Origin of the sequence: Shimia aestuarii (assembly GCF_900114635.1) — a bacterium.
Taxonomy (GTDB): Bacteria; Pseudomonadota; Alphaproteobacteria; order Rhodobacterales; family Rhodobacteraceae; genus Shimia; species Shimia aestuarii.
Window position 1 is genome coordinate 40,635 of the sequence record NZ_FOTQ01000007.1, and the last position, 25,568, is coordinate 66,202.

Sequence of the window (25,568 nt, forward strand, 5' to 3'; positions counted from 1 at the left end):
GGGGCATGCACTGTTGCGCGGTGCCCCGACCACATTACCAATCAAGAACAGCCCTTCACACCTTCGGGACAACTCGATGAATGGCTGTGGCGCACGCCCCCCGCGCGATTGTAATAGGCCTCACCGGTATTGGGGGTACCGCAGCAGATCACTCCACCCATGGTGATGGGTTGTAACCCGCTTGGGCAGTAGTTCGCCTTGCTGGGATAAGGATGAATGAGCATGCCCTCGGGTTGATTGACGGGCCCGATTTTGGGCGCATTGCTGCTCCAGGTTTGCGCCGTTGCCGGCGCCGCGGCTAGCGCGAGTGCCGCGGCCAGGCTGTAAATTCTTTTCATGAGACAATCGCTCCGGTTGCTGCAACAAACTGGTTAACGAAACCAGCCTAAAGTGGCGCGCGGGAAACTGTCAATTTCCCACACGGAAACAATGTGTTTCAGCAATGGCTCCGATCATGTGCTCAACATATCCTGAAACTCGCGCCATTCACGCGCGCTCAAACCGCTGTTTTCCTGTTCAACCGTTTCCCCTTTCAGCATCCGACGCAGGCAATCCATCATCTGTGCGGACATGGTCACGGCGCCCATTCGATAATCCTCGAAAGCCCGGTAAGCCGCGGGTACCCAGTCTGCTACCACGTTGCAGATCGCGTCGGCATAGACGCGGATTTCATATTGGGCATGGGCATCGGCACGTAGCCTCAAGAAATGTAGCAGGTTGTGCAAGTCCACTTTCCAGTACCACTGGGTATAGATATTGGCAGGCAGGTTCATCCGGGCAAGTTCACGCGCCAATCCGGCTTGTCCGTCATCACTTATCATAGCCTCGTAATTGTCGTAACACCGCGCACTGTCCGCCTTGAGGATTTCCAACACGCGCTTGGCCTCGTCACCCTGCAGCACATCGCCCCGACCCTGATTGTTCACCACCGACTGAGCGTTGATATGCTCGGGCGCGGGAATGTAAAATTCGCGGTCCAAAATCGAATACCGCGCAGAGTACTCGTTCACATTGGCTGTCCGATGCCGAATCCACTGGCGCGCCACAAACACCGGCAGTTTCACGTGCAGCTTGATCTCGCACATTTCAAACGGCGTCGAGTGCCAATGCCGCATGAGATAACGGATCAACCCTTCATCATTCTGGACACTTTTCGTCCCCTTGCCATAGCTCACACGGGCCGCCTGACAGATGGCCGCGTCGTCGCCCATGTAGTCGATCACTCGCACAAAACCGTGATCCAAAACCGGAATGGCCGAATAGAGATGTTTCTCCATTCCATCGCTGACAGTGCGCAACGTCTGGTTCGGATTGGCTCGAAGCGCGTCGATTTCGGCCTTTTGTTCGGATGTCAGCGACATGTGGGCGATTCCCTTGCGTGTTACGTCTTGCGTTGCGCCACTATATATTGAGGCACCACAGCTTGGAAACACAGGATTGAGGCGACATCGCCGCAACAATGATCGGGCCCCTGAAGACGCAACGTTGACTTTTTGCCGTGTCTCGTAGACGATTTCCCTAACGACCCGGATAACCGGGCGATAGCAGTAACTGAGGCAGTGATATGATCCGCTCGTTTTTCCTGATGGCCGCCCTGGCCACCGTCGCGGCGTGCGGCGGCGGCGATCCTTTCAACCCGGTTGATGAAACCACCGAGGACCCGGTCACCGAACCAACTCCGGAACCCACTGAAGACACGCTGACGGTACCAGAGTCTTTGGCGGGCAACCTCAAATCGATCGCCTATGATGCAACAAACAAAACGGTGACAGCCCAGATTTACGCTCTGGACTCGACGCCCGTTGATGTCATCTACACACGAGATGCCACGCGCGACTTGAACGGGTATGAAGCCTATACCGTTCAAGAGGACTCGCTCGACCGCTTCTTCGTGGCCATGGTCGGACAAAGCACCGATGGCTCCGTGCAAGCCGGGCTCGTCGGGGATGGCGGGCAATTCAACCGCGTTCTGCAAGGCGCCTATTACACACGCGAAGGCGATTTTACACCACCGGAGATCGGTACAGGCCCGGGCGCCGGACAGGTTTCCTATGCGGGCAACTATGTTGGGATCACGAATATCGCCCGACCGATTGGCCCAGGTAGCGTCGATCCGTCGCTGCTTCCCGGAGATCCTGTGATGATCACCGGCCAGATCTTCCTCAACGCAAACTTCTCTGACATGGCAGTTAACGGCGGGATTTTTGATCGTCAGGTGCTTTTGTCGACACCCACTGATCTTCCCGATTTGGCGCTGATCATTACCGATATCGGCACGGATGGCAGCTTCTTGGGCGAGGTCGAGTTCACCGGTGAAGTTGGACGAAAAATCGGAGATTATGGCGGCGTTTTCGGTGGCACCAATGCCTCATCCGTTGGCGGCGCGATCAACATGGAAGAATTCATAGACGCTCTGGACGATGAACTGGAACGTGGATTCTTTGTCCTGTCGCAATGCAACACGCCCGGAGAAGCGAGCATCTGTACGAATGTGGCGGACTAAAGCAACCGCGCTTATTGCCCACGCAGTATTTCTCTTCGCGGCTGGCGCTGCACAAAGCCAGGGTGTCCCCCCTGTCCTGACAAAGATTCAGGCGCGCGAACTGATGGCGCATGCGTTACGAACCGATCAGCCAAAGGCAGCTGCGCAAATCGCCCACGCCTTCTTGCGCGAAGATGGCAAGGATCCTTCGGCGCACTATGCCCTCGCCATGGTGCATGCCCGTTCCGGCAACATTGATGCCGCGCGCAAGTCCTCGCGTTTGGCGTTTCGATACTCCCAAAGCGATGTTCAAAGCTACATGTCCGCCAGCCTGAGCGCACGTTTGGCCTATCAGGACAGGTCCCTGACATGGGCACAATACTGGTTGCGCCGTGCACATAGCGATGCACCCAACGACGTTCAGCGCAGGATTGTCGAGCGCGATTTCAAACGTATCCGCAACCAGAACCCCTTTCGTTTCTGGATCGACACATCGGTGGCCCCCTCTTCAAACGTCAACAACGGCTCAGTGTCGAGGTACATGATAATCGATGGCGTCCCGGTGATCGGGGTGAACGTCGGTGATGCCATGGCGCTATCGGGCATCGAGGCGATGTTCAATGCCCGCTTCAGCTATCGTTTTCACGAAACCGAAACCAGCGAGACACGCGCCATCGGTCGCTATTTCACCCGGCAGGTTTCACTTTCTGACGAGGCAAAACAAACGGCTCCCGGTGCCCGCGGGTCGGACTACGCTTATTCTCTTCTCGAGGGTGGAGTACGCCACGCGTTTCGGACCTCCAAGGAGACACCCGTCTGGAGCGTCGGGGCGATTGTCGGCCGTGCGTGGTACGCAGGAGACCCATCATACGACCTTGCGCGCCTCGAAGGGGGGGTTGGCAAACAACTTTCGGGCAACAAGTCGTTGTCTATCCTCGCAAAACGGGAGTGGCGCCGCGACACCGATGCTCCTAACGGCACCGATGTGTTCAGCGGCCTGAGTTTCGGGTTTTCACAAGAACTTCCAAGGGGCGACACGCTCAGCACGCACCTCAGCCTCTATCATACCGAGGATTCGAACCCGGTCTTCACGTCGCGTGGCGGTTCCGCGAACCTTCGCTACTCGTTTGCGAAACCCCTGGGAAATATCCAGATCAGCACCTCCCTCAATGTTGGCTACAGCGACTATCCCGATTATCGTGTCGGGTTCATCCCAGTGCCCGGCGGGCGCCAGGACCTATCGATTGCCGGTGAGGTCGACCTGTCCTTCCTAAACATGCAATATGCCGGTTTTGCGCCAACGATGACCCTGCGTGCACTTCAGACTGACTCCAACGTAAGCCGTTTCGATACCCGTCAACTCTCAGTGAACATTGGCATCCGCTCGTCATTCTGATCAGGGCGCCCCTCGACAATTGCCCGGAGGCCCCGCACAGTATGGCCAGATTGGGAGCCACACTGGAAACAACATGCACCTGAAATACCTGCACACCATGGTCCGCGTTGCTGACCTTGATAAATCCATGGCCTTTTTTGCACTTCTGGGCCTCAAGGAAATCAAGCGCTACGAAAGCGAAGCCGGTCGTTTCACACTCGTCTATCTGGCCGCAGATGGCGACCATGATTGTCCGCTGGAATTGACCTATAACTGGGACGGCGATGAAGGCCTTCCCAGCGACAGCCGCCACTTCGGCCATCTCGCCTACGAGGTCGGCAACATTTACGAGATGTGTCAGCATCTTCAGGACAATGGCGTTGTGATCAATCGTCCTCCGCGCGACGGACGCATGGCCTTTGTGCGCTCACCAGACAACATCTCAATCGAACTCTTGCAACAAGGCGAGGCGCTGCCCCCTGCGGAACCGTGGGCCAGCATGGACAGCACAGGGCACTGGTGATCCGCGTATGCACACTCGTGGGCCTGACGCTGGCAAGCCTTCCGGCCAAAGCCGCCGCGTGCAGGCTGGCGCTTGTGCTTGCCATGGACGTGTCCTCTTCGGTGGATGAGGAAGAAGACCGGTTGCAACGCGCCGGTCTCGCCGCCGCGTTGATCGCCCCCGAGGTGCAGGCCGCATTCCTTCAATCTCCCGAGCCGGTTGCATTGGCGGTGTTCGAATGGAGTGGACGCTATAATCAGGCCATGTTGCTGGACTGGGTGATGATCACGTCCGCGCAGGATCTTCTGGCATCGGCCACAATTATCGGGCGCTCAAAGCGCAGCACATCAGAGTTTCCAACCGCACTTGGGCACGCAGTGGGATACGCGGCCACGCTTCTCCGCCGAGCCCCTGAATGCATGGCGCAAACCATTGATGTCAGCGGCGACGGTCGCAACAATGAAGGTTTCACGCCACACCAAGCCTATGTCCATTTTCCGTTTTCGGGGGTGACGGTCAACGGTCTGGCAATTGAGACCTCCGGGACAACGACCGCTCCTGAAACCGGAAAAAATATCAGCATATCAGATTATTACAGGCAACACCTGCTGCGTGGACCAGGGGCTTTCGTCGAAGTGGCCCAGGGATTCGAAGATTTCGAGCGCGCGCAGCGGCGCAAGCTGGAGCGCGAACTGGGATCCGCCGTTTTCTCTCGATTGGAGGCGCCTCCTTGAAGATCGGCCTGTTCGCGTTATTACTGGCGGCGTTGCCGGGCGTGGCCGCCGCCGAATGCCGCCAGGCATTGGCGCTTGGGCTGGATGTCTCTGGATCAGTTGACAGCAAAGAATACCGACTGCAACTTGACGGCCTCGCCGCAGCGCTGCAGCACCCGGAAGTGGTTGAGGCGTTGCTGTCCCTGCCCGCGCATCCCGTCGACCTGGCCGTCTATGAATGGAGTGGCCCCTACGACCAACGCCTCCTTCTCCCCTGGCGTTCAATTGGCGATCTTGCCACTTTGCAATCCTTTGCCGGACATCTCAACACCGTCGCGCGTTCCAGCATGGATCCTTCCACGGCTCTTGGCACAGCCAAGACCTTTGGCGGCGCGTTGCTCGCGCGGCGACCAGCCTGCTGGAAACACACGCTTGATATTTCTGGCGATGGAAAATCGAACACCGGCCCCCGCCCCCGCGACATCCGCCTGCCCACACATATTACGATCAATGCTCTCGTCATAGGCTCGGATGATACCGCCAGCACAGACAGGCGTCAGGCAGATGTCGGCGAGCTCTCAAGTTATTTCCGGGCCTGGGTCATCCAAGGTCCGGATGCTTTTATCGAAACCGCGCTTGGCTTTTCCGATTTCGAACGTGCCATGGTGCGCAAACTCAAAAGGGAGCTTCAGGGCCTGTCTTTGGCAACAGGCCCTGCCACCCCTGCGTTCCGTACTGGGGATGCTACACCTGCGCAAAACCCACGGATCGCAGTGCGCAGTCAGTAGATATACCTGATCTGATCCGTCCAGTAGCGTTCGACACGACGCAAGGCATGCGTAATGTTCTCAATACCTTCCGGTCCAAGCACACCCTTGGATTGCAACCCGTCGGCATGTCGTTCGAATAGAGTCGCAACGATGTCGCGAATCTTACGCCCCTCTTCCGTCAGGCGGACCCGAACCGATCTTCGATCGATCTCACAGCGCTGGTGATGCATGTATCCCATCTCCACCAGCTTCTTTAAATTGTAACTGACATTGCTGCCTTGGTAATACCCGCGCGATTTCAGTTCGCCTGCTGTCACCTCGTTATCGCCGATATTGAACAGCAACAACGCCTGAACCGCGTTGATTTCCAACACGCCAACCCGCTCAAACTCGTCCTTGATCACATCCAACAGCAGGCGGTGCAACCGTTCCACAAGTGCAAGTGAATCCAGATAGCCCGCCATGAAGCCCTGGTCCGGGCTCCCCCCCATGGATGAATGAAAGCTCATCTTCGTCTCCGACAACTTAACTCCATCGGACCCTGAAGGATAAAGCCGAACAATCAGTTAAATGAGACAAAGACCGCTAAAATACGAACTATTCAGCGCCGCTGATGGCTTGTGAGATATCTTTGATCAGCGATCTGAAGTGTTCTGGGGCAGGCTTCTGGCCCGTCACCCATTGATAAAGATCCTGATCGTTTTCGTGCAACAAGGCATCATAAAGATCGAGCGCATCTTCATCCATCGACGCCAGGTTATCATCTGCATAGCGCTCAAGAATGATGTCCATTTCCTTGATGCCCCGCCGCATGGAACGCATTTTCATCCGCTTGAGACGATTTTCGTGGGTTTCACTCATCTTCGATCAACCTTTTGCGCAGTGCCGCCTCGATCCGCCCCAAGCGGTCGAGATCCTTTTTCATGCGTCCGCGGATATCGCGGATATCCCCCAACAATGCAATCAATCCGGGATCATCATTCCCTTCGACATCCGCAGGGGCATCGACACCATCCCCTTCGCCTGTCAAAAGCCAGCCAACCGACACGTTCAATAGCCCCGCCATCATCTGAAGGCGGTTTGCGCGCGGCTCGGAAATATCTCCTTCCCAATCCGCCACGGTAATCTTCTTCACCCCAAGACGTCTTGCAAACTCTGCCCGCTTCAGCCCGGCGGCCTCTCGTGCGGCGGCCAAACGGTCGCCAAATGTCGCGACATCGTCGCCATACCATTCGTTTGCGGTCTGCTCGTGTTCTTGGTCCTGCGGCATAATCTGATCCTTTCTGCGATCTCGCTTGAACGGGTCCAGTGCGCACCCTAAGACATTGACTTAGTGATTACAAACGAGGCCGCCATGACTTTCTTGTCCAAAACTCTTTCCCGAGTGAAACCGTCTCCCACCATTGCTGTCACGACTCTGGCGGGCGAACTCAAGGCTGCCGGAAAAGACGTGATCGGCCTTGGCGCCGGAGAGCCTGATTTTAACACGCCCGAGAACATCAAGGCCGCGGGTATTGCGGCGATCGAGGCAGGCAAGACCAAATACACCGCCCCAGATGGCATTCCGGAACTCAAGGCCGCGATCTGTGCCAAATTCGAACGGGAGAACGGGCTGCGCTATACACCGCAACAGGTGTCGGTCGGCACCGGTGGCAAGCAGATTCTCTACAACGCGCTGATGGCGACGCTTAATCCCGGCGACGAAGTGGTGATTCCGGCTCCCTATTGGGTGAGCTACCCGGACATGGTCCTGCTTGCGGGCGGGACCCCTGTCATCGCGGCAGCGACTCTGGAAAACAGTTTCAAGCTAACCCCTGAACAGCTTGAAGCGGCAATCACGCCCAAGACCAAATGGCTGATTTTCAACTCGCCCTCCAACCCGACGGGCGCAGGTTACAGCCGCAAGGAACTCAAGGCCCTGACGGACGTATTGATGCGACATCCCCATGTTTGGGTGATGACGGACGATATGTACGAACACCTCGCCTATGACGGTTTTGAGTTCTGTACACCGGCCCAGGTGGAACCTGCTCTCTATGAACGCACCCTCACCTGCAATGGTGTGTCCAAGGCCTATGCCATGACCGGCTGGCGTATCGGATATGCGGCAGGTCCAGTAGAACTCATCGCCGCCATGCGCAAGATCCAGTCTCAATCAACCTCGAACCCCTGTTCGATCAGCCAATGGGCAGCGGTCGAAGCGCTGAACGGGCCCCAGGATTTTCTGTCCAAAAACAATGTGGTGTTCAAACGTCGGCGCGATCTGGTGGTCTCGATGCTCTCCGAGATTGATGGTATCACCTGCCCCGTACCCGAGGGCGCCTTCTACGTTTATCCGTCCATCGCCGGCCTGATCGGTAAGACCACACCGGACGGCACCGTGATCGAAGATGACGAGACCTTTTCGCGCGCCTTGCTCGAAGACACCGGCGTTGCGGTCGTGTTCGGGGCCGCCTTCGGGCTTTCCCCAAACTTCCGGGTCAGCTACGCTACGTCTGACGAAGCGCTGAAAACTGCCTGCGAGCGTATTCAGGATTTCTGCGCCAAATTGACATAAGCCAGAGGCAACAGGGCAACATCATGGGCGGCGATCTGCCAGACTATTATTTTAGGGTCCGTGAAAACGGCGCAGTCGTGTTCCGCGTGGACACGGAGAATCGACAGCGGCGTATCGAGATGGACCAGATCGCCGTGGTGAACATCAAGAATGGCGAAGTCAAACCACATGGCGACCGACCCCTTTCGGATGAAGACGTCGAGACAATCAGGGTATGGATGGACGGACGCCGCGCTCTTCTGGCTGAACGGGACATGGACGACATTCATCGCGCGGTGGACTACCTGAACCTCACCACGCAATGGGCCCAGTCTAGGGCAAGCAATGATCAGTTGGAAGAAATCACGGATGATTTGCTACTGGCCATGCACGACCTGCGCTCCGTTTTGGTGCGCAAGAAAGCAGATCGGCTTTTGAAAGGCTGATGCGCGGCAGGATCAGTCGTCGCTCTGCGCGTCTGCCCGGCTCTTGCCAGCCACGTCCATTGCCAGCGTTGCCGCCATGAATCCGTCCAAGTCCCCGTCCAGCACACCCTTGGTGTCACTGGTCTCATGGTTGGTGCGCAGATCCTTGACCATCTGGTAGGGCTGCAGCACGTAAGAGCGGATTTGGTTGCCCCAGCCAGCATCGCCCTTGGCCTCGTGCGCTTCATTGATCGCAGCGTTGCGCCGGTCCAGTTCTTGCTGATAAAGCCTTGATTTAAGGGCCTTCATGGCAATATCGCGGTTCTGGTGCTGTGATTTTTCCGAGCTTGTCACCACGATCCCGGTCGGGATGTGTGTAATTCGCACGGCAGAGTCGGTGGTGTTCACGTGCTGACCGCCGGCCCCGGACGAACGGTAGGTGTCCACCCGGATATCCGCAGGGTTCACTTCGATCTCGATGTTGTCATCCACGACCGGGTAAACCCAGACCGAGCTGAACGAGGTGTGCCGTTTGGCTGCCGAGTCATATGGCGAGATTCGCACTAGCCGGTGCACCCCGCTCTCGGATTTCAGCCAGCCATAAGCGTTGTGCCCGGAAATCTTGTAGGCCGCCGATTTGATACCGGCCTCTTCACCCGGGGTCTCCGACTGCAGCTCGACCTTGTAGCCTTTCTTCTCCGCCCAACGCACATACATGCGCGCCAGCATGCTGGCCCAGTCGCAGCTTTCCGTCCCTCCAGCGCCCGAGTTGATTTCCAGAAACGTGTCATTGCCATCGGCCTCACCGTCAAGCAGCGCCTCAAGCTCTTTCTCAGCCGCCTTCGTTGCGAGCGCCTTCAGCGCCTGCTCGGCTTCTTTGACAACCTCGTCATCCTCTTCCATTTCACCAAGTTCGATCAGCTCGACATTGTCGTTTAGATCGGTCTCGATCGATTTCACGGTGGCAATCGCATCCACAAGTGTCTGCCGCTCGCGCATCAGCTTTTGCGCCCCTTCTGGATCATTCCAGAGGTCCGGATCTTCGACTCGCGCGTTGAATTCCTCAAGCCGGAACTCCGCCGTTTCCCAATCCAGCCGCTGACGCAGCAGGTTGAGAGACTTTTCAATTTCCGCAACGGTATTCTGAGCTTCGGCGCGCATGTGACTGCCCTATGTTTGTTCAGAAACGGGTGATAGCCGAGCCGTGAACAATGGGCAAGGACTCAGCATCTAGGCGCACGCTCACAAAACGCGTAGGCTAAGGACCACCGCAAAATCACTCTGGTTCATTCACAATCAAAAGGATTTCCCATGCGCTTTCTTTCCCTTTCCGCATTGCTGTTCGCCAGCACGGCACCAGCCGCCGCAGTGGCTCAGGAGATCGCCGACACAATCTACTCCGGCGGCCCGATTCTCACGATTGAAGACGCCCTGCCGACGGCCGAGGCCGTCGCGGTCAAGGATGGGCGCATTCTCGCCGTTGGCACCAATGCCGACATGGTCGCCCATAGCGGCGACTCGACCAAAGTCTTCGATCTGGATGGACGCGCCATGCTGCCCGGCTTCGTCGACAGCCACGGTCATGTTGTTCTCGGCGGTTTGCAGGCGATGTCAGCCAACCTTCTGGCCCCGCCCGACGGCGAGGTCACCGACGTCGCCAGCCTTCAGGATAGCCTGCGCAATTGGCTCGAGGCCAATGCCGACCGGGTTGCCAGGGTCGGCGTCATCATCGGTTTTGGCTATGACAACGCCCAGCTGGCCGAACTGCGCCACCCCACCCGAGACGAGCTGGACGCGGTTTCGACCGAGTATCCGATCATCATCGTGCACCAGTCCGGTCACCTTGGCGTCGCCAACTCCAAGGCGCTCGAATTGGTCGGTTACACAGCCGAAACCGAGAACCCTCCCGGCGGCGTGATACGGCGCGATGCAAATGGCGACCCTGACGGCGTGCTCGAGGAATACGCCTTCTTCGGTGCGCTGGTGCCGATGCTTAGCGGGCTTGGCGAAGCGGGCATGCTCGCGTTTGCGCGGGCCGGCACCGAACTATGGGCCAGTTACGGCTATACCACCGCCCAGGAAGGGCGATCCTCACCAGAAATCGTGGCTGCACTCCATGAACTCGACAAGGCCGGGGAACTTACAATCGACGTGGTGGCTTACCCAGACGTAATCGAGGCGCGGGACTACATCGGTGACGTCCACTCCAAATCCTACGACGGGCACGTGCGCGTGGGCGGCGCCAAGCTCACCATCGACGGCTCGCCCCAAGGCTTCACCGCGCTGCGTGATCGGCCGTATTTCGACCCGGTGGGCGACTATCCTGCCGGCTACCTTGGCTATTCTGCTATCACCATGGAGCAGACCACAAATGCCATAGACTGGGCGTATGCCAACGGGGTCCAGATCCTGACCCACTCCAACGGCGAGGGCGCTTCGGACATGCTAATTGCCGCCATTGCCGCGGCGCAAAAAAAGCATGGCGACCGTGAAATCCGCCCTGTTCTGATCCACGGTCAGTTCCTGCGCGAGGATCAGGTTGACACCATGCAGGCTCTCGGAGTGTTCCCGTCACTGTTCCCGATGCACACCTTCTACTGGGGCGACTGGCATCGCGACCACACGGTTGGTCCAGTGAATGCTGACAATATCTCGCCCACCGGCTGGGTGCGCACGCGCGGCATGATGTTCGGAAGTCACCACGACGCCCCTGTCGCCTTTCCTGACAGCATGCGCATTCTTGATGCGACCGTGACGCGGCGCACTCGGTCGGGCGATATTCTCGGCCCCGACCAACGCGTTGACGTTATGACCGCACTTAAAGCAATGACGATCTGGCCCGCCTGGCAGCATTTCGAGGAAAACGACAAAGGCAGCATCGCCCCCGGTAAGCGCGCCGATTTCGTAATCCTGTCTGACGATCCCACCAAAATAGACCCGGAAACGCTAGATACGCTGAAGGTCATGGTGACGATCAAGGATGACGAGGTCGTGTACGAGGCCACGACCGGCACCAAGAAAGGCCAACTGCGCACGCCCAGCACCCGATTGGGCCATACTGCGCTTCACCTTCTTCAGGCAGGGATCGGCTCAAGCGACGGTTAAGACCGCCGTGTTTTCCGGTTCGACATCAAGACGCACCGCCCAAAAGGCGGTGCGTTAGTACAACCCACCAGAGCTCACGGTTCCGAAATCCGCCTTGGGCCCGACAACCGCCGTACCCCCGGTTGACGTCGTCACCTCGCGCCCGCCGTATTTCTCGACCTCCTCCACAAGCGGCAGGTTCGACCCCATGGCAAAGCCACCGTCATACATAATGCCGAACACCGGCTCTTCGCCGTCACGGAAGTACTCGGCCACCACATGCGCTCCGCTTGCATCGTCGGCAAGACGCGCGCCCGTGTAGCGATCGATCTTGATGAAGTGGCCACCGGGCGGCACACGGAATTTACCACCACCGTATTTCTCGATCGCCTCTTTCATGAACTCTTGGAACACAGGTCCGCAGGTTGTGCCACCATAGGTCCCCGCTCCCAATGGGCGCGGTCGATCATGACCGATGTAACATCCGGCCACGATGGTCGACGTGAACCCGACAAACCAAACGTCCTTGGCTTCATTGGTTGTCCCGGTCTTGCCTGCCACCGGCACCGGCAACTTGATCTGGCTTGAAGCGGTTCCGCGCGTCACCACGCCCTGCATCATCGATGTCAGCTGGTATGCCGTGATCGGGTCCATCACCCGTTCCCGGTTGGTCACGATGCGCGGCCCGCGTGTTTCGGGAATGCCGGGATCGGCGCAATCGGTACAATCTCTCTGGTCATGGCGATAAATCGTCTTGCCATAGCGGTCCTGCACCCGGTCCACCAATGTCGGCTCAACCCGTTCTCCGCCATTTGCGAACATCGCATAGGCCGCGACCATTTGATAAAGCGTGGTCTCGTCAGCACCTAGAGAGTTGGCAAGGAACTGCCCCATCTGTTCATAGACGCCAAAGCGCTCGGCATAATCCGCGACGGTGTTCATTCCGATTTCCTGCGCCAGTCGAATGGTCATCAGGTTCCGGCTCATCTCGATCCCGGTCCGCATCGGGGTCGGTCCATAGAACTTGTTGGTCGAGTTGCGCGGTCGCCAGAGGCCCTGCGGTGTGTTTATCTCGATGGGCGCGTCAATCACGATGGTTGCGGGGCTGTATCCGCTGTCCAGCGCTGCAGCATAAACAAAGGGTTTGAAGCTCGATCCCGGCTGGCGCTTGGCTTGCGTCGCTCGGTTGAACACCGAATCCTGATAGGAAAACCCACCCTGCATGGCGATCACGCGGCCGTTGTTGACGTCCATGGCCATAAAGCCGCCCTGCACCTCGGGCACTTGCCGCAACGACCAGCGCACGAAACTATCGTCATCATCCTTGGTGATGGCACGCACAAGCACCACGTCGCCCACGTCAACCAGATCCCCGGCCACTTTGGCCTTGCCGGCAAGCCGCCCGCCATCAAGCTGCTTGCGCGCCCATTGCACGTCCTTGGCCGGAATCCAGTGCCCGCCGGCATCGTCCTCGACGCCCTCGATTCCAACGCGCGCGTCGTTCTTGCCAACTTCCAGCACCACCGCCGGGTACCATTGTCCATCAAGATCCACATCCCGGGGCACTTCCAGCACCGACAAGGCTTCTCGCCACTTGCTCTCTTCGCCCAACATCTCAGGCTCAAGCTTCATACCCGTGCCCCGCCAGACGCCGCGCGAACGGTCATACTTTTCCAACGCATGGCGCAGCGCCCGCGCCGCCACCTGCTGCATCTCTGGATCCACCGTCGCCCGCACGGTCATCCCTCCGGAAAAGAACTCCTCTTCCCCAAAATCCCGGCTCAGCTGTCGCCGGATTTCATCAGAGAAATAATCGCGTGGCGGCATTGCCACCTTGTAGCTTTCAAAATCGCCATTCTGCACCGAACGCAGCGGTTTTTCCCGCTCCGACTGATACACAGCCTCGGTGATGTATCCGTTCTCATACATCTCGCGCAGCACAAAGTTGCGCCGGTCAAGCACCCGCTCCTTGTTTCGAACAGGGTGGAACTTGCCCGGTGCCTTGGGCATCGACGCCAGCGTCGCCGCCTCATGCGGCTCAAGCTCGGTCAGGTTCTTGTTGAAATAGGTCTGCGCCGCAGCCGCAACACCGTAGGAATTCTGCCCAAGGAAGATCTCGTTGAGATAAAGCTCGAGAATCTGGTCCTTGCTCAACGTCTCCTCGACCCGTGTCGCAAGGATGATTTCCTTGATCTTGCGTTCGATCTTGCGGTCGCCTGACAACAGGAAGTTCTTCATCACCTGCTGGGTGATGGTCGATGCGCCGCGAACGTTCTGACCGCGCGACTGCACCGCCTCGACTGCGGCCGCCGCGATCCCGCGCGCGTCATAGCCCTTGTGGGTATAAAAATTCTTGTCCTCTGCGCTGATGAACGCCTGCTTAACCATGTCGGGGATTTCATCCGCCGGAACGAACAGACGCCGCTCCTTTGCGAACTCATCCATGATCCGGCCCTGGCCAGAATAAATCCGGCTGATCGTCGGGGGTTTGTACTGGGCAAGGCTTTCATGGCTGGGCAGTTCCTGCCCATAGATCCAAAAAACGGCGCCGATCGACAAGGCGATCACTGCCGCGCTCATCGTCAACAGGGTGAAAATACCCCCGAAGAAGGAAAAGAAGAATCTCAGCACGCTTCGCGCCCCCAATACGCCCGTATGTCAGACCCCTCTATATAGACCACCCGTCGAGGGGTCAAAACACGAAGCCCGGTGCGCTAAGCACGAATCTGCCGTTTCCTACCCGCGACTTGCAGCAGCCTGAAGTCGTCGCGACACCACGATCTCGCGATCGTCACGCGACCAGACCTCCTGTTCTTCCGAGCTACGCGCGGGGTCCCGCCTGAATCCCAAGTCGACCAATAAATGCGGCGATGTCTCGGCCACTCGCTGTATCGCCGTTTCTGAACCGCCTTCACGTCTAAAAAACTGACCCAAAGACGGGAGTATCCTAACCCATTTCCACAGAGAAACCTGACCAGCCCAACACTCAAACCGTTTGTAATGCTCAATATTAGCCATCAAAATCTCCCACACGGATTGACCCTTGGTCTTTCTTACCAAGGCTGCACTCTTGCCGACAAACCACTTTATCGCCTAGACTGGATCAGCTTTCCTAATCCAAGTGCATCATGCGCCTTCCACCTCTCAACGCCCTGCGTGCCTTTGAAGCCGCCGCCCGTCACAACGGTTTCATAGCCGCTGCCGACGAACTTCACGTCACCCGCGGCGCCATAAGCCGACATGTGAAACTGCTTGAACAAAATCTCGGCGTATCCCTTTTTCGCCGCCACCATCAGGGCGTCGACCTCACTGAAGCCGGTGCCGCCCTGCAAAAAGTGCTGGCCCAGTCCTTTGGTGCCATCGCCGCCGAGACCCGGCGGATCACGGCACAAGCAAACGAACTGCGTATCATCTGCCCGCCGACGCTTTCGATCCGCTGGCTTTTTCCGCATCTCGATGGGTTTCGCGCCCGGCACCCCGATATCCGCTTGCGCCTGACCACTGACTTTTATGGAGATGGCGGATTTGACGCCGGTGAATACGACCTTGGGGTCTCCATGGAACACTGGCCGGGTCGTTCGCCTGATCTACAGGTGCAACCACTCTTCCCGCTGCGCCTCAGCCCGGCCTGCGCGCCCGAACTAATTGAGGCAAACCCGCGTATTGAAAAACCCGAAACTCTCGCTTCTCAGAGGCTGCTTCATGTCAACGCACACCGCGCCGACTGGCCGCTCTGGGCCGCCCGATTTGCCCCCGGCTCGCTGGACACCGACAAGGGCGAGTTCTTCCCCAATCTCGACATGGCGGTACGAGCGGCGACACTGGGCGCGGGAATTGTCATGGCCGACATCTATCTATGCCAGGAGGAACTGAGCAGCGGCCAGTTATGCCTGCCCTTCCCGGACATGTCCTGTCCGACGGACCATGGTCGATATGCGCTGATCGGGCCGACCGACAGGTGGCACGACCCCAAGGTCAAAGCCTTCCGCGCTTGGGCTGAAGAATTGAGTGGGGCGTTCATAACATCGGTTCAATCGACAGAATAATCCGCCACGACATAGGCCACCAGCCCTTCTGCGATCTTCATCGGCCGGGCTTTCGTGGCCCGGGCAAGCGCCGCCCCCGCGCGCAACCCCTTGTCTTCATTGACCGAGCGAAGAAGTTGATCCTCTTCCGGCGTCAGTTCTCCATCGTGACAGGCTCCCACCTCGGTCCAGAGCCGATGCGACACAGGACCGGCCGTGAAGGAACTTATCACCGGGCCGGACACGGTGTCTCCCCCTGATACATCGTGATCGCTGACTAGTGTCTTGATCGTCTCGGCCATCACCTGCGCACTCTCGCGGAAAGTCATCTTCGCAAGCTTCTCCATCTCGGGCGTCGCAAGGTCCACGCCGAAATGAAACTCGTCACTCATGCATTTGCGCGCGACGAACACCCAGTCATGAATGACAAATGCCGGCCCGAATCCCCAGGCATTGAACCCCGGCATCGCCTGCACAGCGCGGGGAATGGACCCGCCATCAGTGAAAAACGCTTCTGGCACGATCACCGCGCTGCCTTCGGAAGGATTGGCATCCAAACTCCGTTTGAAAGTCAGTGCATCGCCCGCACGCGGCACATAGAGAAACCGCCCATCTCCCAGTAACGCCGTGTCCGCAGGCCCAACCCACAGCAGGTAGACAGACCCCGAAAACTCGCCCCGCTTGACATTGTCATAGTCGACATGGGCACATCCGCCCGCAGCAAGAATACCAAGAAGAAAAGTCCAACGAACCATTACGACCATCCCGAAATACAGGATCAGACTGGCCGGGCAGACGGCTTCGGGTCAATCGTTACTGCCGTACAAGCGCTTTCGCCGCCTTGTCCGCGATTACCCAAGCCTGCAACCCGTCCCGGATTCCCGCCGCCATGGCGGCACGCCAGCCAGGGTCTCGTAGATTGGCAAGGTCTTTCTGCGAAGAAAGAAAGCCCAGTTCGATCAGGATCGACGGAATATCCGCCGCCTTGAGCACCGAAAATGCCGCTTCCCGGTGCGGCTTGCGATTGAGTGCGCCTGTCGACTGCTTCATGGCCTTGACCATTTCCTGCGCCAGACGCTGTGTGCGAGGCTGTGTCTCCATGCGCGCAAGGTCCAGAAGGATGTCTGTCACCTCGTCATCAGCGCCCGAAAGATCCACCCCGGAAAGGATGTCCGCCCGGTCATGCCGTTCGGCCAAGATCGCCGAAGCCGCATCACTTGCCTCCTCGGACAAGGTATAGACCGTAGCACCGTGCGCATTTCCCTGGCTGAGAGAATCCGCGTGCAGCGAGATGAAAACATCTGCCCCCGCCTGATGCGCGATCGCCACCCGCCGCTCAAGCGACACGAATTCATCCGCATCCCGTGTCAAAATCACTTCGAAACCGCCCGCCCGGCGCAAAGTGTCGCGCAATTCACGCGCGAATCCGAGCATCAGCGCCTTTTCCTGATCCCCGTCCCGCTCCGCACCTGGGTCGATCCCGCCATGTCCCGGGTCGATGACCACGACAGTCGGCGCCCATTGCGGGCGCTCGGGCCGCGCGGACTTCACATTGGTTGGTTCGGGTAAATCCCAACGCGGATCATGAGGCGCCCCGGCCGCGGCCGCGTAATCCAGCGGTCCGACAGGCTTCAATGTAACCACCAAATGCGCCCGCCCGCTAGCCTCGTCCACGTCCAGCCCCGCCTCCGACACCATCAACGGCTTTCCGAGATCGAGTACCAACCGACTCCACCCGGGACGATAGAGGCCGAAGCGCACCGCTTCCACGCCTTCAACCGCACCGAAATCCGCCGCCTTGACACCACTCCAGTCGATCTCGCGGAAATCCATGACCAGACGGCGAGGCTCATCCAGTTGAAACACCCGCCAAGGCACCCCCTGGCTCAGGGCCAGATCCAGCGTAACGGCCCCGCGCCACCCTTCACGCAGACCGCTTTTGACCATATCGGGTCGCGCCAGTGCGGAAAACTCCTGTGTCGCCGCCACACTGGCCCAGACCAATGTCACCAGAACTGCCAAAAACCTGCTCATTGCCCTCACCCGGCTGCCATGCCGCACCCTATATCACCGCACGACCCCGGCCCACTCTTCATTTTGCCAAAAATACTCCGGGGGTGACGTTTGAAAGTCCCCGCATTTTCAAACGAGGGGGCTGCGCCCCCTGCCCCGACATCAGACAAAACCGCGCGCCGCCATGAAACGCTGCAACCGCGTCAATCCTTCCGCGATATCCGCGCTTGAGCGCGCATAGGAAAACCTCAAGGTTTGGTGCCCGCGAATGGGGTCGAAATCCAAACCGGGAGTCACCGCAACACCAGCTTCCTGAAGGATTTCGCGCGCGAAGGCCCGGCTGTCTTGTGTGAAGGCGCTGACGTCGACATAGAAATAGAACGCACCATCCGGCGGCGCGAACCGCGTGAACCCTGCCTTCGGCAACCCGTCGATCATCAGCGCGCGGTTTTCACGATAGACGGCCATGTTGGCTTCAAGTTCGTCATCGCAATCCATTGCCGCAAGTGCGGCCACCTGGCTGGCATGGGGCGCACAGATGAACATGTTCTGCGCCAGTCGCTCAACCTGCCGCACGTGATCTTCGGGCACCACCATCCAACCCGCACGCCATCCGGTCATGCTGAAATATTTCGAAAATGAGTTGATGACATAGGCCTCTTCCGTAATTTCCAGCGCCGTCACAGCCTTGGCCTCGTATTCGATGCCGTGGTAGATTTCGTCACTGATAAACGCGGCTTGCTTTTCCGCGCACAGGTCGATCAACGCCTCCATCGCCCGCTTGTCCAGCATCGTGCCCGTCGGATTCGCTGGCGACGCCACCATCAGCCCCTCGAAATCCAGTTCCGAAAGGTCTCCCGGAACCGGCTGCAAACGGTTCTCATTGGCGGTCTGAATATCCAGGGGTGTCAGCGACAGCGCTTTGAGGATCTGCCGGTAGCTCGGATATCCCGGCGCTCCGATCGCCACCCGGTCCCCTGCGTCAAAAAGCGCCGTGAACGCCAGCAGGAACGCCCCAGATGACCCCGGCGTGACAATCACCCGGGCGGGGTTCAGATCGACATTATACCAATCCCCGTAAAGCCGCGCGATTCGCGCCCGCAGTTCGGGGATACCCAAAGCCACGGTATATCCCAGGGCATCCGTTTCCATCGCCTGGGCCAACGCGCGTCGCGCACCTTCGGGTGCAGCCGTGCCCGGTTGGCCCACTTCCATATGGATGATGTGGCGCCCCTCCGCCTCGGCTTGCCGCGCCGCTTCCATGACATCCATCACAATGAAGGGATCAACCGCCCCACGCCTTGAGTTCCGCATCAAATTCGTCCCTATTGTCGCCCATGAGGTTTCACCGCGAAAAGACGGCGTCGTCAATCCATGCTTTCCGACTGCTCGCCGCCTGCTTGGTGGCGTGCCTTGCGTTTGTCTGGACAAGCCTGCCTGCGCGCGCCGCGTCATTGGTGCGGGACGCCGACATTGAACACGCCTTGTCGCGCATGGCCGCCCCTCTCCTGACCGCATCGGGCTTGGGCGGAAACGTACGTATCCTGCTGATCAATGACCGCTCTCTCAACGCCTTCGTGATCGATTCTCAGCACATCTTCATTCACACCGGCATGATTTCCAAGATGGACACGCCGGAAAAACTACAGGCCGTCATTGCCCACGAGGCGGCCCATATCGCGAACGGACATATCGCGCGGCGCATGGCTAACATCGATTCTGCCCGGTCACTTGCGGGACTTGGCATGGCGCTGGCGCTTGTCGCCGCAGCGGCAAGCGGGCGTGGCGACGTCGCAGGCGGCCTCGCCCTTGGGGTGCAGTCGGCAGCCGAACGGCAATTCCTCGCCCATTCGCGCGCGGAGGAGGCCTCGGCGGATCAATCCGGTGTTCGCTACATGGCTGCAGCGGGGATCGACCCCTTGGGCGCCGTGCAGGTACACGAGGTATTTGCCGGGCAAGAGCTGCTCACCGTGTCGCGCCAAGATCCTTATACCCGCTCGCATCCCCTCACCCGTGACAGGATGCGCGCCATGCAGAGATTCGTCTCCGCCTATTCGGGCAAATCGGCGCCTCAGCCGGAAATGGAATACTGGTACGAGCGCGCGCGCGGCAAGGTCACGGCCTTCACCAACCCGCCGAATTGGACCCTGAAACGCGCCGCAGAGAGCAAAGCCGACGACGTTCGGCTGATGCGCGAAGCGGTTGCGTATCATCGCCTGTCCGACCGCACAACAGCTCTGAACCGTATCGACCGGGCCATCGCACAGCGTCCGAACGACGCCTACTACTACGATCTCAAGGGGCAAATCCTGCTTGAAGGCCGCCAGTTCAATGACGCGGTCAAGGCTTACTCTCGCGCCGCCGAACTGGCGCCGGGAAACCCGCTGATCCTTGGCGGGCTGGGCCGCGCCCTTCTGACAGTCAATCGCCCGAAAGAGGCTTTGAAACACCTGGAAAAGGCCCGACAGCGCGACTTTCGCGATCCCCGCATTCTACGCGACCTTGGCTCTGCCTACGCCCAGGTCGGTAACAATGGCATGGCCTCATTGTCCACTGCCGAACGCTATGCCCTGCAAGGGCGACTCAAGGATGCCGCCATCCATGCCAAACGCGCCAGCGGCCTGCTACCGCGCGGGTCTGGCCCATGGCGGCGTGCAGAAGACATCATCGTGGCCGCCAAGCGTGCCGCCCAAAAGTGACGGAGACACTCATGAAACGCTTCCTTTCAACCTCGTTTCTCGCCCTTGGCCTTGCGGCGTCGCCAGCCTTGGCTTTTGACATCGATTCCATGTCCAAGGACGAACGCGCGGCCTTTCGCGCCGAAATCCGGGCTTATCTTCTGGATAATCCCGAAGTGATCATGGAGGCGGTCGAGCTTCTTGAAAAACGAAATGCCGCCGCAGAGGCCGCGCATGATCTGGCGCTGGTTCAGGTCAATGCCGACGCAATTTTCAACGACGGTTTCTCTTGGGTTGGCGGAAATCCTGAAGGCGACGTAACGCTTGTCGAGTTCATCGATTACCGCTGCGGCTACTGCCGAAAGGCTTTCGACGAGGTCGAACAGTTGATCGAGACCGACGGAAATATCCGCATGATCGTCAAGGAGTTTCCGATCCTCGGAGAAGCTTCCGTGCTCAGCTCGCGATATGCGATCGCCGTAAAAAACACTCTTGGGGATGACGAGTACAAACTCGCACACAACGCGCTGATCACCTTCAAGGGAGACATCAACGCCGGCTCGCTCACCCGCATTTCAGAAAGCCTCGGCTTCGAAGCCGCGCCCCTGCTTGCGGCCATGGACAGTGCCGAAGTGACAGAGGAAATCCGCCAGACACGGGCGCTGGCGCAAAAGCTGCAGATTTCGGGCACGCCAACGTTCGTTCTTCAGGACCAACTCCTGCGCGGCTACTTGCCGCTGGACAACATGCTGGCGCTGGTGGACGAAAAACGCGCCAAGTGACTTTGCAAAACGGTGCTGCGCCTGAATTTTTGCGCGCAGCACCTATTTCGCCGCCCCGCTTTTGCGCATATGTCCGCCAAACCGGGTATTTGCGCAATAATCGGAAAGAAAAACATCACCTCAAGACACATTTTCTGCCCCATTCGCGGTTGACGCCGCGACGCGGCGCAAATAAGGTCCGCTTCGAACGCAAAAGGGAAACCAGACGATGCAATCGCTAGTCGTAGTCGTAGGATGTTGGCGCATGGGCCGGTAACGGACACCATATTGGAACCCCATGCGCCCCCGTCAGATGATCGGGGGCTTTTTTGTGTGAATGAAATGATGACGGTGTAAACGGAGAGACAGATGGCACGTCAGATGACCGGAGCGAGAATGGTAGTCCAAGCCCTCAAGGATCAGGGTGTGGACACGGTATTCGGATATCCCGGCGGGGCTGTCCTGCCGATCTATGACGAAATCTTCCAGCAGAACGATATTCGCCACATCCTCGTGCGCCACGAACAGGGCGCCGTTCATGCCGCCGAAGGTTACGCCCGCTCGACCGGCAAGGTCGGCGTTGCACTCGTGACCTCCGGTCCTGGCGCCACCAACGCCGTGACCGGTCTGACCGACGCGCTGCTCGACTCGATCCCGATCATCGTGCTTTCCGGTCAGGTTCCGACGTTCATGATTGGTTCGGATGCGTTCCAGGAAGCCGACACCGTGGGCATCACCCGCCCCTGCACCAAGCATAACTGGCTGGCCAAGGACACCGCGACCCTGTCGGAGACGATCCATCAGGCTTTCCACGTTGCGCGCTCGGGCCGTCCCGGTCCGGTGCTTGTCGACATCCCCAAGGACGTGCAGTTCGCCTCGGCCACATACACGGCACCGCAGGCCACCAACACTTCCAACTACCAGCCTCAGATCCGGGGCGACATCGAGATGATCAACGAACTGGTCGAAGCGCTCGAGACTGCGGAGCGCCCTGTCTTCTACACAGGTGGCGGCGTCATCAACTCCGGCCCCAAGGCCTCCGAACTGTTGCGCGAACTGGTCGAAGCCACGGGCATTCCGATCACCTCGACCCTGATGGGTCTGGGCGCATACCCGGCCTCAGGCAAGCACTGGCTGGGTATGCTCGGCATGCATGGTCTCTACGAGGCCAACATGGCAATGCACGGTTGTGACCTGATGATCAACGTTGGTGCACGTTTCGACGACCGTATCACCGGTCTGATCGACGCGTTCTCGCCAAAGTCCAAAAAGGCGCATATCGACATTGATCCTTCGTCAATCAACAAGGTAATCAAGACCGACATTCCGATCGTGGGCGACGTGGCCAGCGTTCTCGACGATATTCTCAAGGTCTGGAAGGCGCGCGGGCGCAATCTCAACCGCGACGGCATCACCAAGTGGCAGAAACAGATCGACGAATGGCGCAAAGTGGACTGCCTGCACTTTAAGCAGGAAGGCAAGGTGATCAAACCGCAATATGCCCTCCAGCGTCTCGAAGCCCTGACCAAGGACAAAGACCGTTACATCACCACCGAGGTCGGCCAGCACCAGATGTGGGCCGCCCAGTTCCTTGGCTTCGAAGACCCGAACCGCTGGATGACTTCCGGTGGCCTTGGCACCATGGGCTATGGTTTCCCGGCGTCGATTGGCGTGCAGATGGCCCATCCCGAAAGCCTCGTGATCAACGTGGCGGGCGAAGCCAGCTGGCTGATGAACATGCAGGAAATGGGCACCGCAGTTCAGTTCCGCCTGCCAGTGAAACAGTTCATTCTCAACAACGAGCGCCTTGGCATGGTCCGCCAGTGGCAGGAATTGCTGCATGGTGAACGCTACTCGCATTCCTGGTCCGAGGCCCTGCCCGACTTTGTGAAGCTCGCCGAAGCCTTTGGCGCCAAGGGTATCTACTGTGACAACCCCGATGATCTGGATGACGCGATCCTCGAAATGATCAACCACGACGGCCCGGTGATCTTCGATTGCCTCGTCGAAAAGCACGAAAATTGCTTCCCGATGATCCCATCGGGCAAGCCACATAATGAAATGCTTCTGGGCGAAGCTTCGACGCAAGGTGCGATCGAAGCCGGCGGCGCGGTTCTGGTGTAAGGATAAGAAAGATGGCTGCTCTAAAAATCAAAAAAGGCTCGACCAAGCATTCCGCCTACAACCTGCGCCCCAATTTCTCGGACGTGCAGGAAACCCACACGCTCGCCGTCGTGGTGGACAACGAACCGGGCGTGCTCGCCCGCGTCATCGGCCTGTTCTCGGGCCGGGGATACAACATCGAAAGCCTGACCGTGGCCGAGATCGACCACACCGGGCACCAGTCACGTATTACCGTTGTCACCAAAGGCACGCCGCAGGTCATCGAGCAGATCAAAACCCAGCTGGGTCGCATCGTGCCGGTGCATCAGGTCAACGACTTGACCGTTGAGGGCCCTTCGGTTGAACGTGAACTGGGCCTGTTCAAGGTTTCCGGCGCAGGAGACAAGCGGGTCGAGGCACTGCGTTTGGCCGATATCTTCCGTGCAAATGTCGTGGACAGCACGCTGGAAAGCTTTGTCTTCGAAATCACCGGGGCTCCGGAAAAGATCGATGCATTCGCTGACCTGATGCGCCCGCTCGGGCTCATCGAGGTGGCGCGGACCGGCGTCGCGGCCTTGTCGCGCGGCTCGGCCTAAGGCTCGGCCGACAGCACACTGAAATTGGGGGCCTCACGGCCCCCTTTTTTGTCCGGAGATGAACAATCCTGACTCAGACCAGCTCCAGCGTGCGATCTGATTGGCGCGCTCTGGCGGCAGCAAAGGAAATAACGTCACCCGTTTCGAAGCCCGCACGAGTTGCCTGCCTGCCGGCGGGTCGGCGTTCGATCACCTTGTCCGGTGTCTGCGCGCACAACGTATCGGAGAGTCCTGAATACGCGCCATGCATTACGGGGCGCGGATTCTTGGCATAACGCTGATGACGCTCTTCACTGAGCTCGAACTGCACCAGATCACCTGCATCGAGTCCCAATAGAGCGTCAGGTTGCTCGGACCCACCATTGAAAAACGCCAAATCTCCGTGATCCTCGCACCAGATTACGGCTTTGTTGTCATTCGTATCACTCCAGAGCACCACGCCAAGCATTTGAGTTCTAACTCCTTTTCGCCTCTTGTCTGAGTTTCACAAAAGAAGCTGGAGGGTGACATTGAAATTTCCGCGTCTGTGTCCGCAAAATTGTGTCGACTTGAAGCATACCTGATGCCACTATGCGTCAAGTTGATGCTAAATCGCATCACCTTCAAATGTGATAACTAAATACAAGCAGCAAATGGTAGAATGTACCATGAAGAAACCAACCGGAGGGTGAATTGAACGACGGAACTTCTTCCTTACGTCCGCAGAAATCGCCAGCGGAACTGCGCCAGATGCTTGGGCAGAACCTGCGGATTCTCGCGCGCGGCTATCCATCTGTATCCCGATTATGCAGAGAGCTTGGAATCAACCGAACGCAATTCAATCGTTACCTGTCCAGCGAAAGCTTCCCAAGACCCGACGTTCTGCACCGCATATGTACCTTCTTCGACGTCGACGCCCGTATCCTTCTTGAACCGCTCGAAGACCTCAATGTCGAAAAAGGAGTACTCAACCACCCATTGATTGCTGACTATGTCGGCACCGGAATGACCGACATCCCGCAGGACGTCTTTCCGGATGGGTTTTATCGTTTTTCCCGGCGCAGTTTCATTGAACAGGAACTGATCATTGTTGGCCTCGTCTATGTTTTTCGCAAGGACGACCACACGTTCATCCGCGGCTATGAAGCCAAGGAAGCCATGCAGGAGCAAGGCCTGCCCACCGACAGCGCCACGCGTGAATTCCGCGGCGTGATTCTTCCCCAGGAAGACGGCGTCGCCGCTCTGGTAAGCCATGCCCGCACTATGGCGACCTCCTTCAACTATCTCAGCCGTGTTGCCTCGTTCCAGAACCACTACTGGATCGGCTATGCCACCCGCACCGTACGTGAAACCGTAACCGGATGCCGCGCTGCCCGTCTGGTATATGAACATCTTGGCAAGGATACCGCATCGGTGCTTCAGGCCGCACGCTCTGTCGGTTTTTGCAGCCCGGAAGAGTTGATGCCTTACCATCGCAAACTCTTGCAATTGGATCGACAGTTCAGCTGAAAGGGCCCGGACTCGGG

General features: G+C 58.5%; 25 protein-coding genes. 14 read left to right on the top strand and 11 right to left on the bottom strand.

Annotated features, from left to right (window positions below; all coding sequences use genetic code 11):
* Nucleotides 1-41: 41 nt before the first annotated feature.
* Nucleotides 42-338, bottom strand: coding sequence for a hypothetical protein (locus BMZ35_RS15395; protein ID WP_093094763.1), 297 nt, complete (start codon nucleotides 336-338; stop codon nucleotides 42-44).
* Between the two features lie 114 nt (nucleotides 339-452).
* Complete coding sequence (gene thyX / locus BMZ35_RS15400; RefSeq protein WP_093094764.1) at nucleotides 453-1,361, bottom strand: FAD-dependent thymidylate synthase; 909 nt, start codon at nucleotides 1,359-1,361, stop codon at nucleotides 453-455.
* Nucleotides 1,362-1,564: 203 nt separating this feature from the next.
* Here thyX and BMZ35_RS15405 point away from each other — a divergent pair, with 203 nt between their 5' ends.
* The 5 genes from BMZ35_RS15405 to BMZ35_RS15425 all read left to right on the top strand — a co-directional run bounded on the left by BMZ35_RS15405 (nucleotide 1,565) and on the right by BMZ35_RS15425 (nucleotide 5,860).
* Entirely contained in the window at nucleotides 1,565-2,503 is a 939-nt protein-coding gene (locus BMZ35_RS15405) for a hypothetical protein (protein WP_093094765.1), read from the top strand.
* The gene (locus BMZ35_RS15410) at nucleotides 2,490-3,878 is read left to right on the top strand and encodes a tetratricopeptide repeat protein (protein ID WP_093094766.1); all 1,389 of its coding nucleotides are present in this window, start codon (nucleotides 2,490-2,492) and stop codon (nucleotides 3,876-3,878) included. Before BMZ35_RS15405 ends, BMZ35_RS15410 begins: the two co-directional genes overlap by 14 nt.
* A 73-nt stretch (nucleotides 3,879-3,951) precedes the next feature.
* Nucleotides 3,952-4,380: a VOC family protein gene (locus BMZ35_RS15415; protein WP_093094767.1), complete on the top strand. Its 429-nt coding sequence runs from the start codon at nucleotides 3,952-3,954 to the stop codon at nucleotides 4,378-4,380.
* The gene (locus BMZ35_RS15420; RefSeq protein ID WP_242654822.1) at nucleotides 4,347-5,093 is read left to right on the top strand and encodes a DUF1194 domain-containing protein; all 747 of its coding nucleotides are present in this window, start codon (nucleotides 4,347-4,349) and stop codon (nucleotides 5,091-5,093) included. The genes BMZ35_RS15415 and BMZ35_RS15420 overlap by 34 nt, the downstream gene beginning before the upstream one ends.
* Nucleotides 5,090-5,860, top strand: coding sequence for a DUF1194 domain-containing protein (locus BMZ35_RS15425; RefSeq protein ID WP_242654824.1), 771 nt, complete (start codon nucleotides 5,090-5,092; stop codon nucleotides 5,858-5,860). The genes BMZ35_RS15420 and BMZ35_RS15425 overlap by 4 nt, the downstream gene beginning before the upstream one ends.
* Here the strand turns inward: BMZ35_RS15425 and BMZ35_RS15430 are convergent.
* From BMZ35_RS15430 to BMZ35_RS15440, 3 genes are all read right to left on the bottom strand, one after another.
* Nucleotides 5,854-6,351: a MarR family winged helix-turn-helix transcriptional regulator gene (locus BMZ35_RS15430; RefSeq protein WP_093094769.1), complete on the bottom strand. Its 498-nt coding sequence runs from the start codon at nucleotides 6,349-6,351 to the stop codon at nucleotides 5,854-5,856. The two genes, BMZ35_RS15425 and BMZ35_RS15430, sit on opposite strands and share 7 nt — an antisense overlap.
* 88 nt (nucleotides 6,352-6,439) lie before the next feature.
* On the bottom strand, nucleotides 6,440-6,703 hold the full coding sequence (locus BMZ35_RS15435; protein ID WP_093094770.1) for a succinate dehydrogenase assembly factor 2: 264 nt from the start codon (nucleotides 6,701-6,703) through the stop codon (nucleotides 6,440-6,442).
* Entirely contained in the window at nucleotides 6,696-7,112 is a 417-nt protein-coding gene (locus BMZ35_RS15440) for a helix-turn-helix domain-containing protein (protein ID WP_093094771.1), read from the bottom strand. The genes BMZ35_RS15435 and BMZ35_RS15440 overlap by 8 nt, the downstream gene beginning before the upstream one ends.
* Nucleotides 7,113-7,196: 84 nt before the next feature.
* Between BMZ35_RS15440 and BMZ35_RS15445 the strand changes: the two genes are divergently transcribed.
* Both BMZ35_RS15445 and BMZ35_RS15450 read left to right on the top strand, forming a co-directional pair.
* Complete coding sequence (locus BMZ35_RS15445) at nucleotides 7,197-8,399, top strand: pyridoxal phosphate-dependent aminotransferase (RefSeq protein ID WP_093094772.1); 1,203 nt, start codon at nucleotides 7,197-7,199, stop codon at nucleotides 8,397-8,399.
* A 23-nt stretch (nucleotides 8,400-8,422) separates the two neighbouring features.
* The gene (locus BMZ35_RS15450) at nucleotides 8,423-8,824 is read left to right on the top strand and encodes a hypothetical protein (RefSeq protein WP_093094773.1); all 402 of its coding nucleotides are present in this window, start codon (nucleotides 8,423-8,425) and stop codon (nucleotides 8,822-8,824) included.
* 12 nt (nucleotides 8,825-8,836) lie between these two features.
* Here BMZ35_RS15450 and prfB read toward each other — a convergent pair whose 3' ends face one another.
* On the bottom strand, nucleotides 8,837-9,964 hold the full coding sequence (prfB, locus tag BMZ35_RS15455; RefSeq protein WP_093094774.1) for a peptide chain release factor 2: 1,128 nt from the start codon (nucleotides 9,962-9,964) through the stop codon (nucleotides 8,837-8,839).
* Between the two features lie 150 nt (nucleotides 9,965-10,114).
* Here prfB and BMZ35_RS15460 point away from each other — a divergent pair, with 150 nt between their 5' ends.
* On the top strand, nucleotides 10,115-11,908 hold the full coding sequence (locus tag BMZ35_RS15460; protein WP_093094775.1) for an amidohydrolase: 1,794 nt from the start codon (nucleotides 10,115-10,117) through the stop codon (nucleotides 11,906-11,908).
* 54 nt (nucleotides 11,909-11,962) lie between these two features.
* Here BMZ35_RS15460 and BMZ35_RS15465 read toward each other — a convergent pair whose 3' ends face one another.
* On the bottom strand, nucleotides 11,963-14,518 hold the full coding sequence (locus BMZ35_RS15465; protein WP_093095135.1) for a penicillin-binding protein 1A: 2,556 nt from the start codon (nucleotides 14,516-14,518) through the stop codon (nucleotides 11,963-11,965).
* A 497-nt stretch (nucleotides 14,519-15,015) separates the two neighbouring features.
* On the opposite strand from BMZ35_RS15465, the gene BMZ35_RS15470 reads away from it, so the two are divergent.
* On the top strand, nucleotides 15,016-15,933 hold the full coding sequence (locus BMZ35_RS15470; protein WP_093094776.1) for a LysR substrate-binding domain-containing protein: 918 nt from the start codon (nucleotides 15,016-15,018) through the stop codon (nucleotides 15,931-15,933).
* Here BMZ35_RS15470 and BMZ35_RS15475 read toward each other — a convergent pair.
* The 3 genes from BMZ35_RS15475 to BMZ35_RS15485 all read right to left on the bottom strand — a co-directional run bounded on the left by BMZ35_RS15475 (nucleotide 15,918) and on the right by BMZ35_RS15485 (nucleotide 19,239).
* Complete coding sequence (locus BMZ35_RS15475; RefSeq protein ID WP_093094777.1) at nucleotides 15,918-16,667, bottom strand: DUF1353 domain-containing protein; 750 nt, start codon at nucleotides 16,665-16,667, stop codon at nucleotides 15,918-15,920. The genes BMZ35_RS15470 and BMZ35_RS15475 overlap by 16 nt on opposite strands.
* 58 nt (nucleotides 16,668-16,725) lie before the next feature.
* On the bottom strand, nucleotides 16,726-17,946 hold the full coding sequence (locus BMZ35_RS15480) for an N-acetylmuramoyl-L-alanine amidase (RefSeq protein WP_093094778.1): 1,221 nt from the start codon (nucleotides 17,944-17,946) through the stop codon (nucleotides 16,726-16,728).
* Nucleotides 17,947-18,087: 141 nt separating this feature from the next.
* Nucleotides 18,088-19,239 carry a pyridoxal phosphate-dependent aminotransferase gene (locus tag BMZ35_RS15485; RefSeq protein ID WP_093094779.1) on the bottom strand — a complete coding sequence of 384 codons (1,152 nt, stop codon included), beginning with the start codon at nucleotides 19,237-19,239 and terminating at the stop codon, nucleotides 18,088-18,090.
* A 23-nt stretch (nucleotides 19,240-19,262) separates the two neighbouring features.
* Here BMZ35_RS15485 and BMZ35_RS15490 point away from each other — a divergent pair, with 23 nt between their 5' ends.
* The 4 genes from BMZ35_RS15490 to ilvN all read left to right on the top strand — a co-directional run bounded on the left by BMZ35_RS15490 (nucleotide 19,263) and on the right by ilvN (nucleotide 24,063).
* On the top strand, nucleotides 19,263-20,624 hold the full coding sequence (locus BMZ35_RS15490; protein ID WP_093094780.1) for a M48 family metalloprotease: 1,362 nt from the start codon (nucleotides 19,263-19,265) through the stop codon (nucleotides 20,622-20,624).
* 11 nt (nucleotides 20,625-20,635) lie between these two features.
* Nucleotides 20,636-21,385 (top strand): DsbA family protein, encoded by a 750-nt coding sequence (locus tag BMZ35_RS15495; protein ID WP_093094781.1) that lies wholly within the window; start codon nucleotides 20,636-20,638, stop codon nucleotides 21,383-21,385.
* Nucleotides 21,386-21,733: 348 nt separating this feature from the next.
* Nucleotides 21,734-23,488: an acetolactate synthase 3 large subunit gene (locus tag BMZ35_RS15500; protein WP_093094782.1), complete on the top strand. Its 1,755-nt coding sequence runs from the start codon at nucleotides 21,734-21,736 to the stop codon at nucleotides 23,486-23,488.
* 11 nt (nucleotides 23,489-23,499) lie between these two features.
* Nucleotides 23,500-24,063 carry an acetolactate synthase small subunit gene (gene ilvN / locus BMZ35_RS15505; protein ID WP_093094783.1) on the top strand — a complete coding sequence of 188 codons (564 nt, stop codon included), beginning with the start codon at nucleotides 23,500-23,502 and terminating at the stop codon, nucleotides 24,061-24,063.
* A 73-nt stretch (nucleotides 24,064-24,136) separates the two neighbouring features.
* Here the strand turns inward: ilvN and BMZ35_RS15510 are convergent, their stop codons facing one another.
* Nucleotides 24,137-24,511 (bottom strand): hypothetical protein, encoded by a 375-nt coding sequence (locus BMZ35_RS15510; RefSeq protein ID WP_093094784.1) that lies wholly within the window; start codon nucleotides 24,509-24,511, stop codon nucleotides 24,137-24,139.
* Between the two features lie 224 nt (nucleotides 24,512-24,735).
* Here BMZ35_RS15510 and BMZ35_RS15515 point away from each other — a divergent pair, with 224 nt between their 5' ends.
* On the top strand, nucleotides 24,736-25,551 hold the full coding sequence (locus tag BMZ35_RS15515; RefSeq protein ID WP_341350640.1) for a helix-turn-helix domain-containing protein: 816 nt from the start codon (nucleotides 24,736-24,738) through the stop codon (nucleotides 25,549-25,551).
* Nucleotides 25,552-25,568 lie beyond the last annotated feature (17 nt).

Bases quoted from the DNA above. Each gene is read 5' to 3' on its own strand.
- BMZ35_RS15395 (WP_093094763.1), bottom strand. From the start codon at position 338: ATGAAAAGAATTTACAGCCTGGCCGCGGCACTCGCGCTAGCCGCGGCG.
- thyX (WP_093094764.1), bottom strand. From the start codon at position 1,361: ATGTCGCTGACATCCGAACAAAAGGCCGAAATCGACGCGCTTCGAGCC.
- BMZ35_RS15405 (WP_093094765.1), top strand. From the start codon at position 1,565: ATGATCCGCTCGTTTTTCCTGATGGCCGCCCTGGCCACCGTCGCGGCG.
- BMZ35_RS15410 (WP_093094766.1), top strand. From the start codon at position 2,490: ATGTGGCGGACTAAAGCAACCGCGCTTATTGCCCACGCAGTATTTCTC.
- BMZ35_RS15415 (WP_093094767.1), top strand. From the start codon at position 3,952: ATGCACCTGAAATACCTGCACACCATGGTCCGCGTTGCTGACCTTGAT.
- BMZ35_RS15430 (WP_093094769.1), bottom strand. From the start codon at position 6,351: ATGAGCTTTCATTCATCCATGGGGGGGAGCCCGGACCAGGGCTTCATG.
- BMZ35_RS15435 (WP_093094770.1), bottom strand. From the start codon at position 6,703: ATGAGTGAAACCCACGAAAATCGTCTCAAGCGGATGAAAATGCGTTCC.
- BMZ35_RS15440 (WP_093094771.1), bottom strand. From the start codon at position 7,112: ATGCCGCAGGACCAAGAACACGAGCAGACCGCAAACGAATGGTATGGC.
- BMZ35_RS15445 (WP_093094772.1), top strand. From the start codon at position 7,197: ATGACTTTCTTGTCCAAAACTCTTTCCCGAGTGAAACCGTCTCCCACC.
- BMZ35_RS15450 (WP_093094773.1), top strand. From the start codon at position 8,423: ATGGGCGGCGATCTGCCAGACTATTATTTTAGGGTCCGTGAAAACGGC.
- prfB (WP_093094774.1), bottom strand. From the start codon at position 9,964: ATGCGCGCCGAAGCTCAGAATACCGTTGCGGAAATTGAAAAGTCTCTC.
- BMZ35_RS15460 (WP_093094775.1), top strand. From the start codon at position 10,115: ATGCGCTTTCTTTCCCTTTCCGCATTGCTGTTCGCCAGCACGGCACCA.
- BMZ35_RS15470 (WP_093094776.1), top strand. From the start codon at position 15,016: ATGCGCCTTCCACCTCTCAACGCCCTGCGTGCCTTTGAAGCCGCCGCC.
- BMZ35_RS15475 (WP_093094777.1), bottom strand. From the start codon at position 16,667: ATGGTTCGTTGGACTTTTCTTCTTGGTATTCTTGCTGCGGGCGGATGT.
- BMZ35_RS15480 (WP_093094778.1), bottom strand. From the start codon at position 17,946: ATGAGCAGGTTTTTGGCAGTTCTGGTGACATTGGTCTGGGCCAGTGTG.
- BMZ35_RS15485 (WP_093094779.1), bottom strand. From the start codon at position 19,239: ATGCGGAACTCAAGGCGTGGGGCGGTTGATCCCTTCATTGTGATGGAT.
- BMZ35_RS15490 (WP_093094780.1), top strand. From the start codon at position 19,263: ATGAGGTTTCACCGCGAAAAGACGGCGTCGTCAATCCATGCTTTCCGA.
- BMZ35_RS15495 (WP_093094781.1), top strand. From the start codon at position 20,636: ATGAAACGCTTCCTTTCAACCTCGTTTCTCGCCCTTGGCCTTGCGGCG.
- BMZ35_RS15500 (WP_093094782.1), top strand. From the start codon at position 21,734: ATGGCACGTCAGATGACCGGAGCGAGAATGGTAGTCCAAGCCCTCAAG.
- ilvN (WP_093094783.1), top strand. From the start codon at position 23,500: ATGGCTGCTCTAAAAATCAAAAAAGGCTCGACCAAGCATTCCGCCTAC.
- BMZ35_RS15510 (WP_093094784.1), bottom strand. From the start codon at position 24,511: ATGCTTGGCGTGGTGCTCTGGAGTGATACGAATGACAACAAAGCCGTA.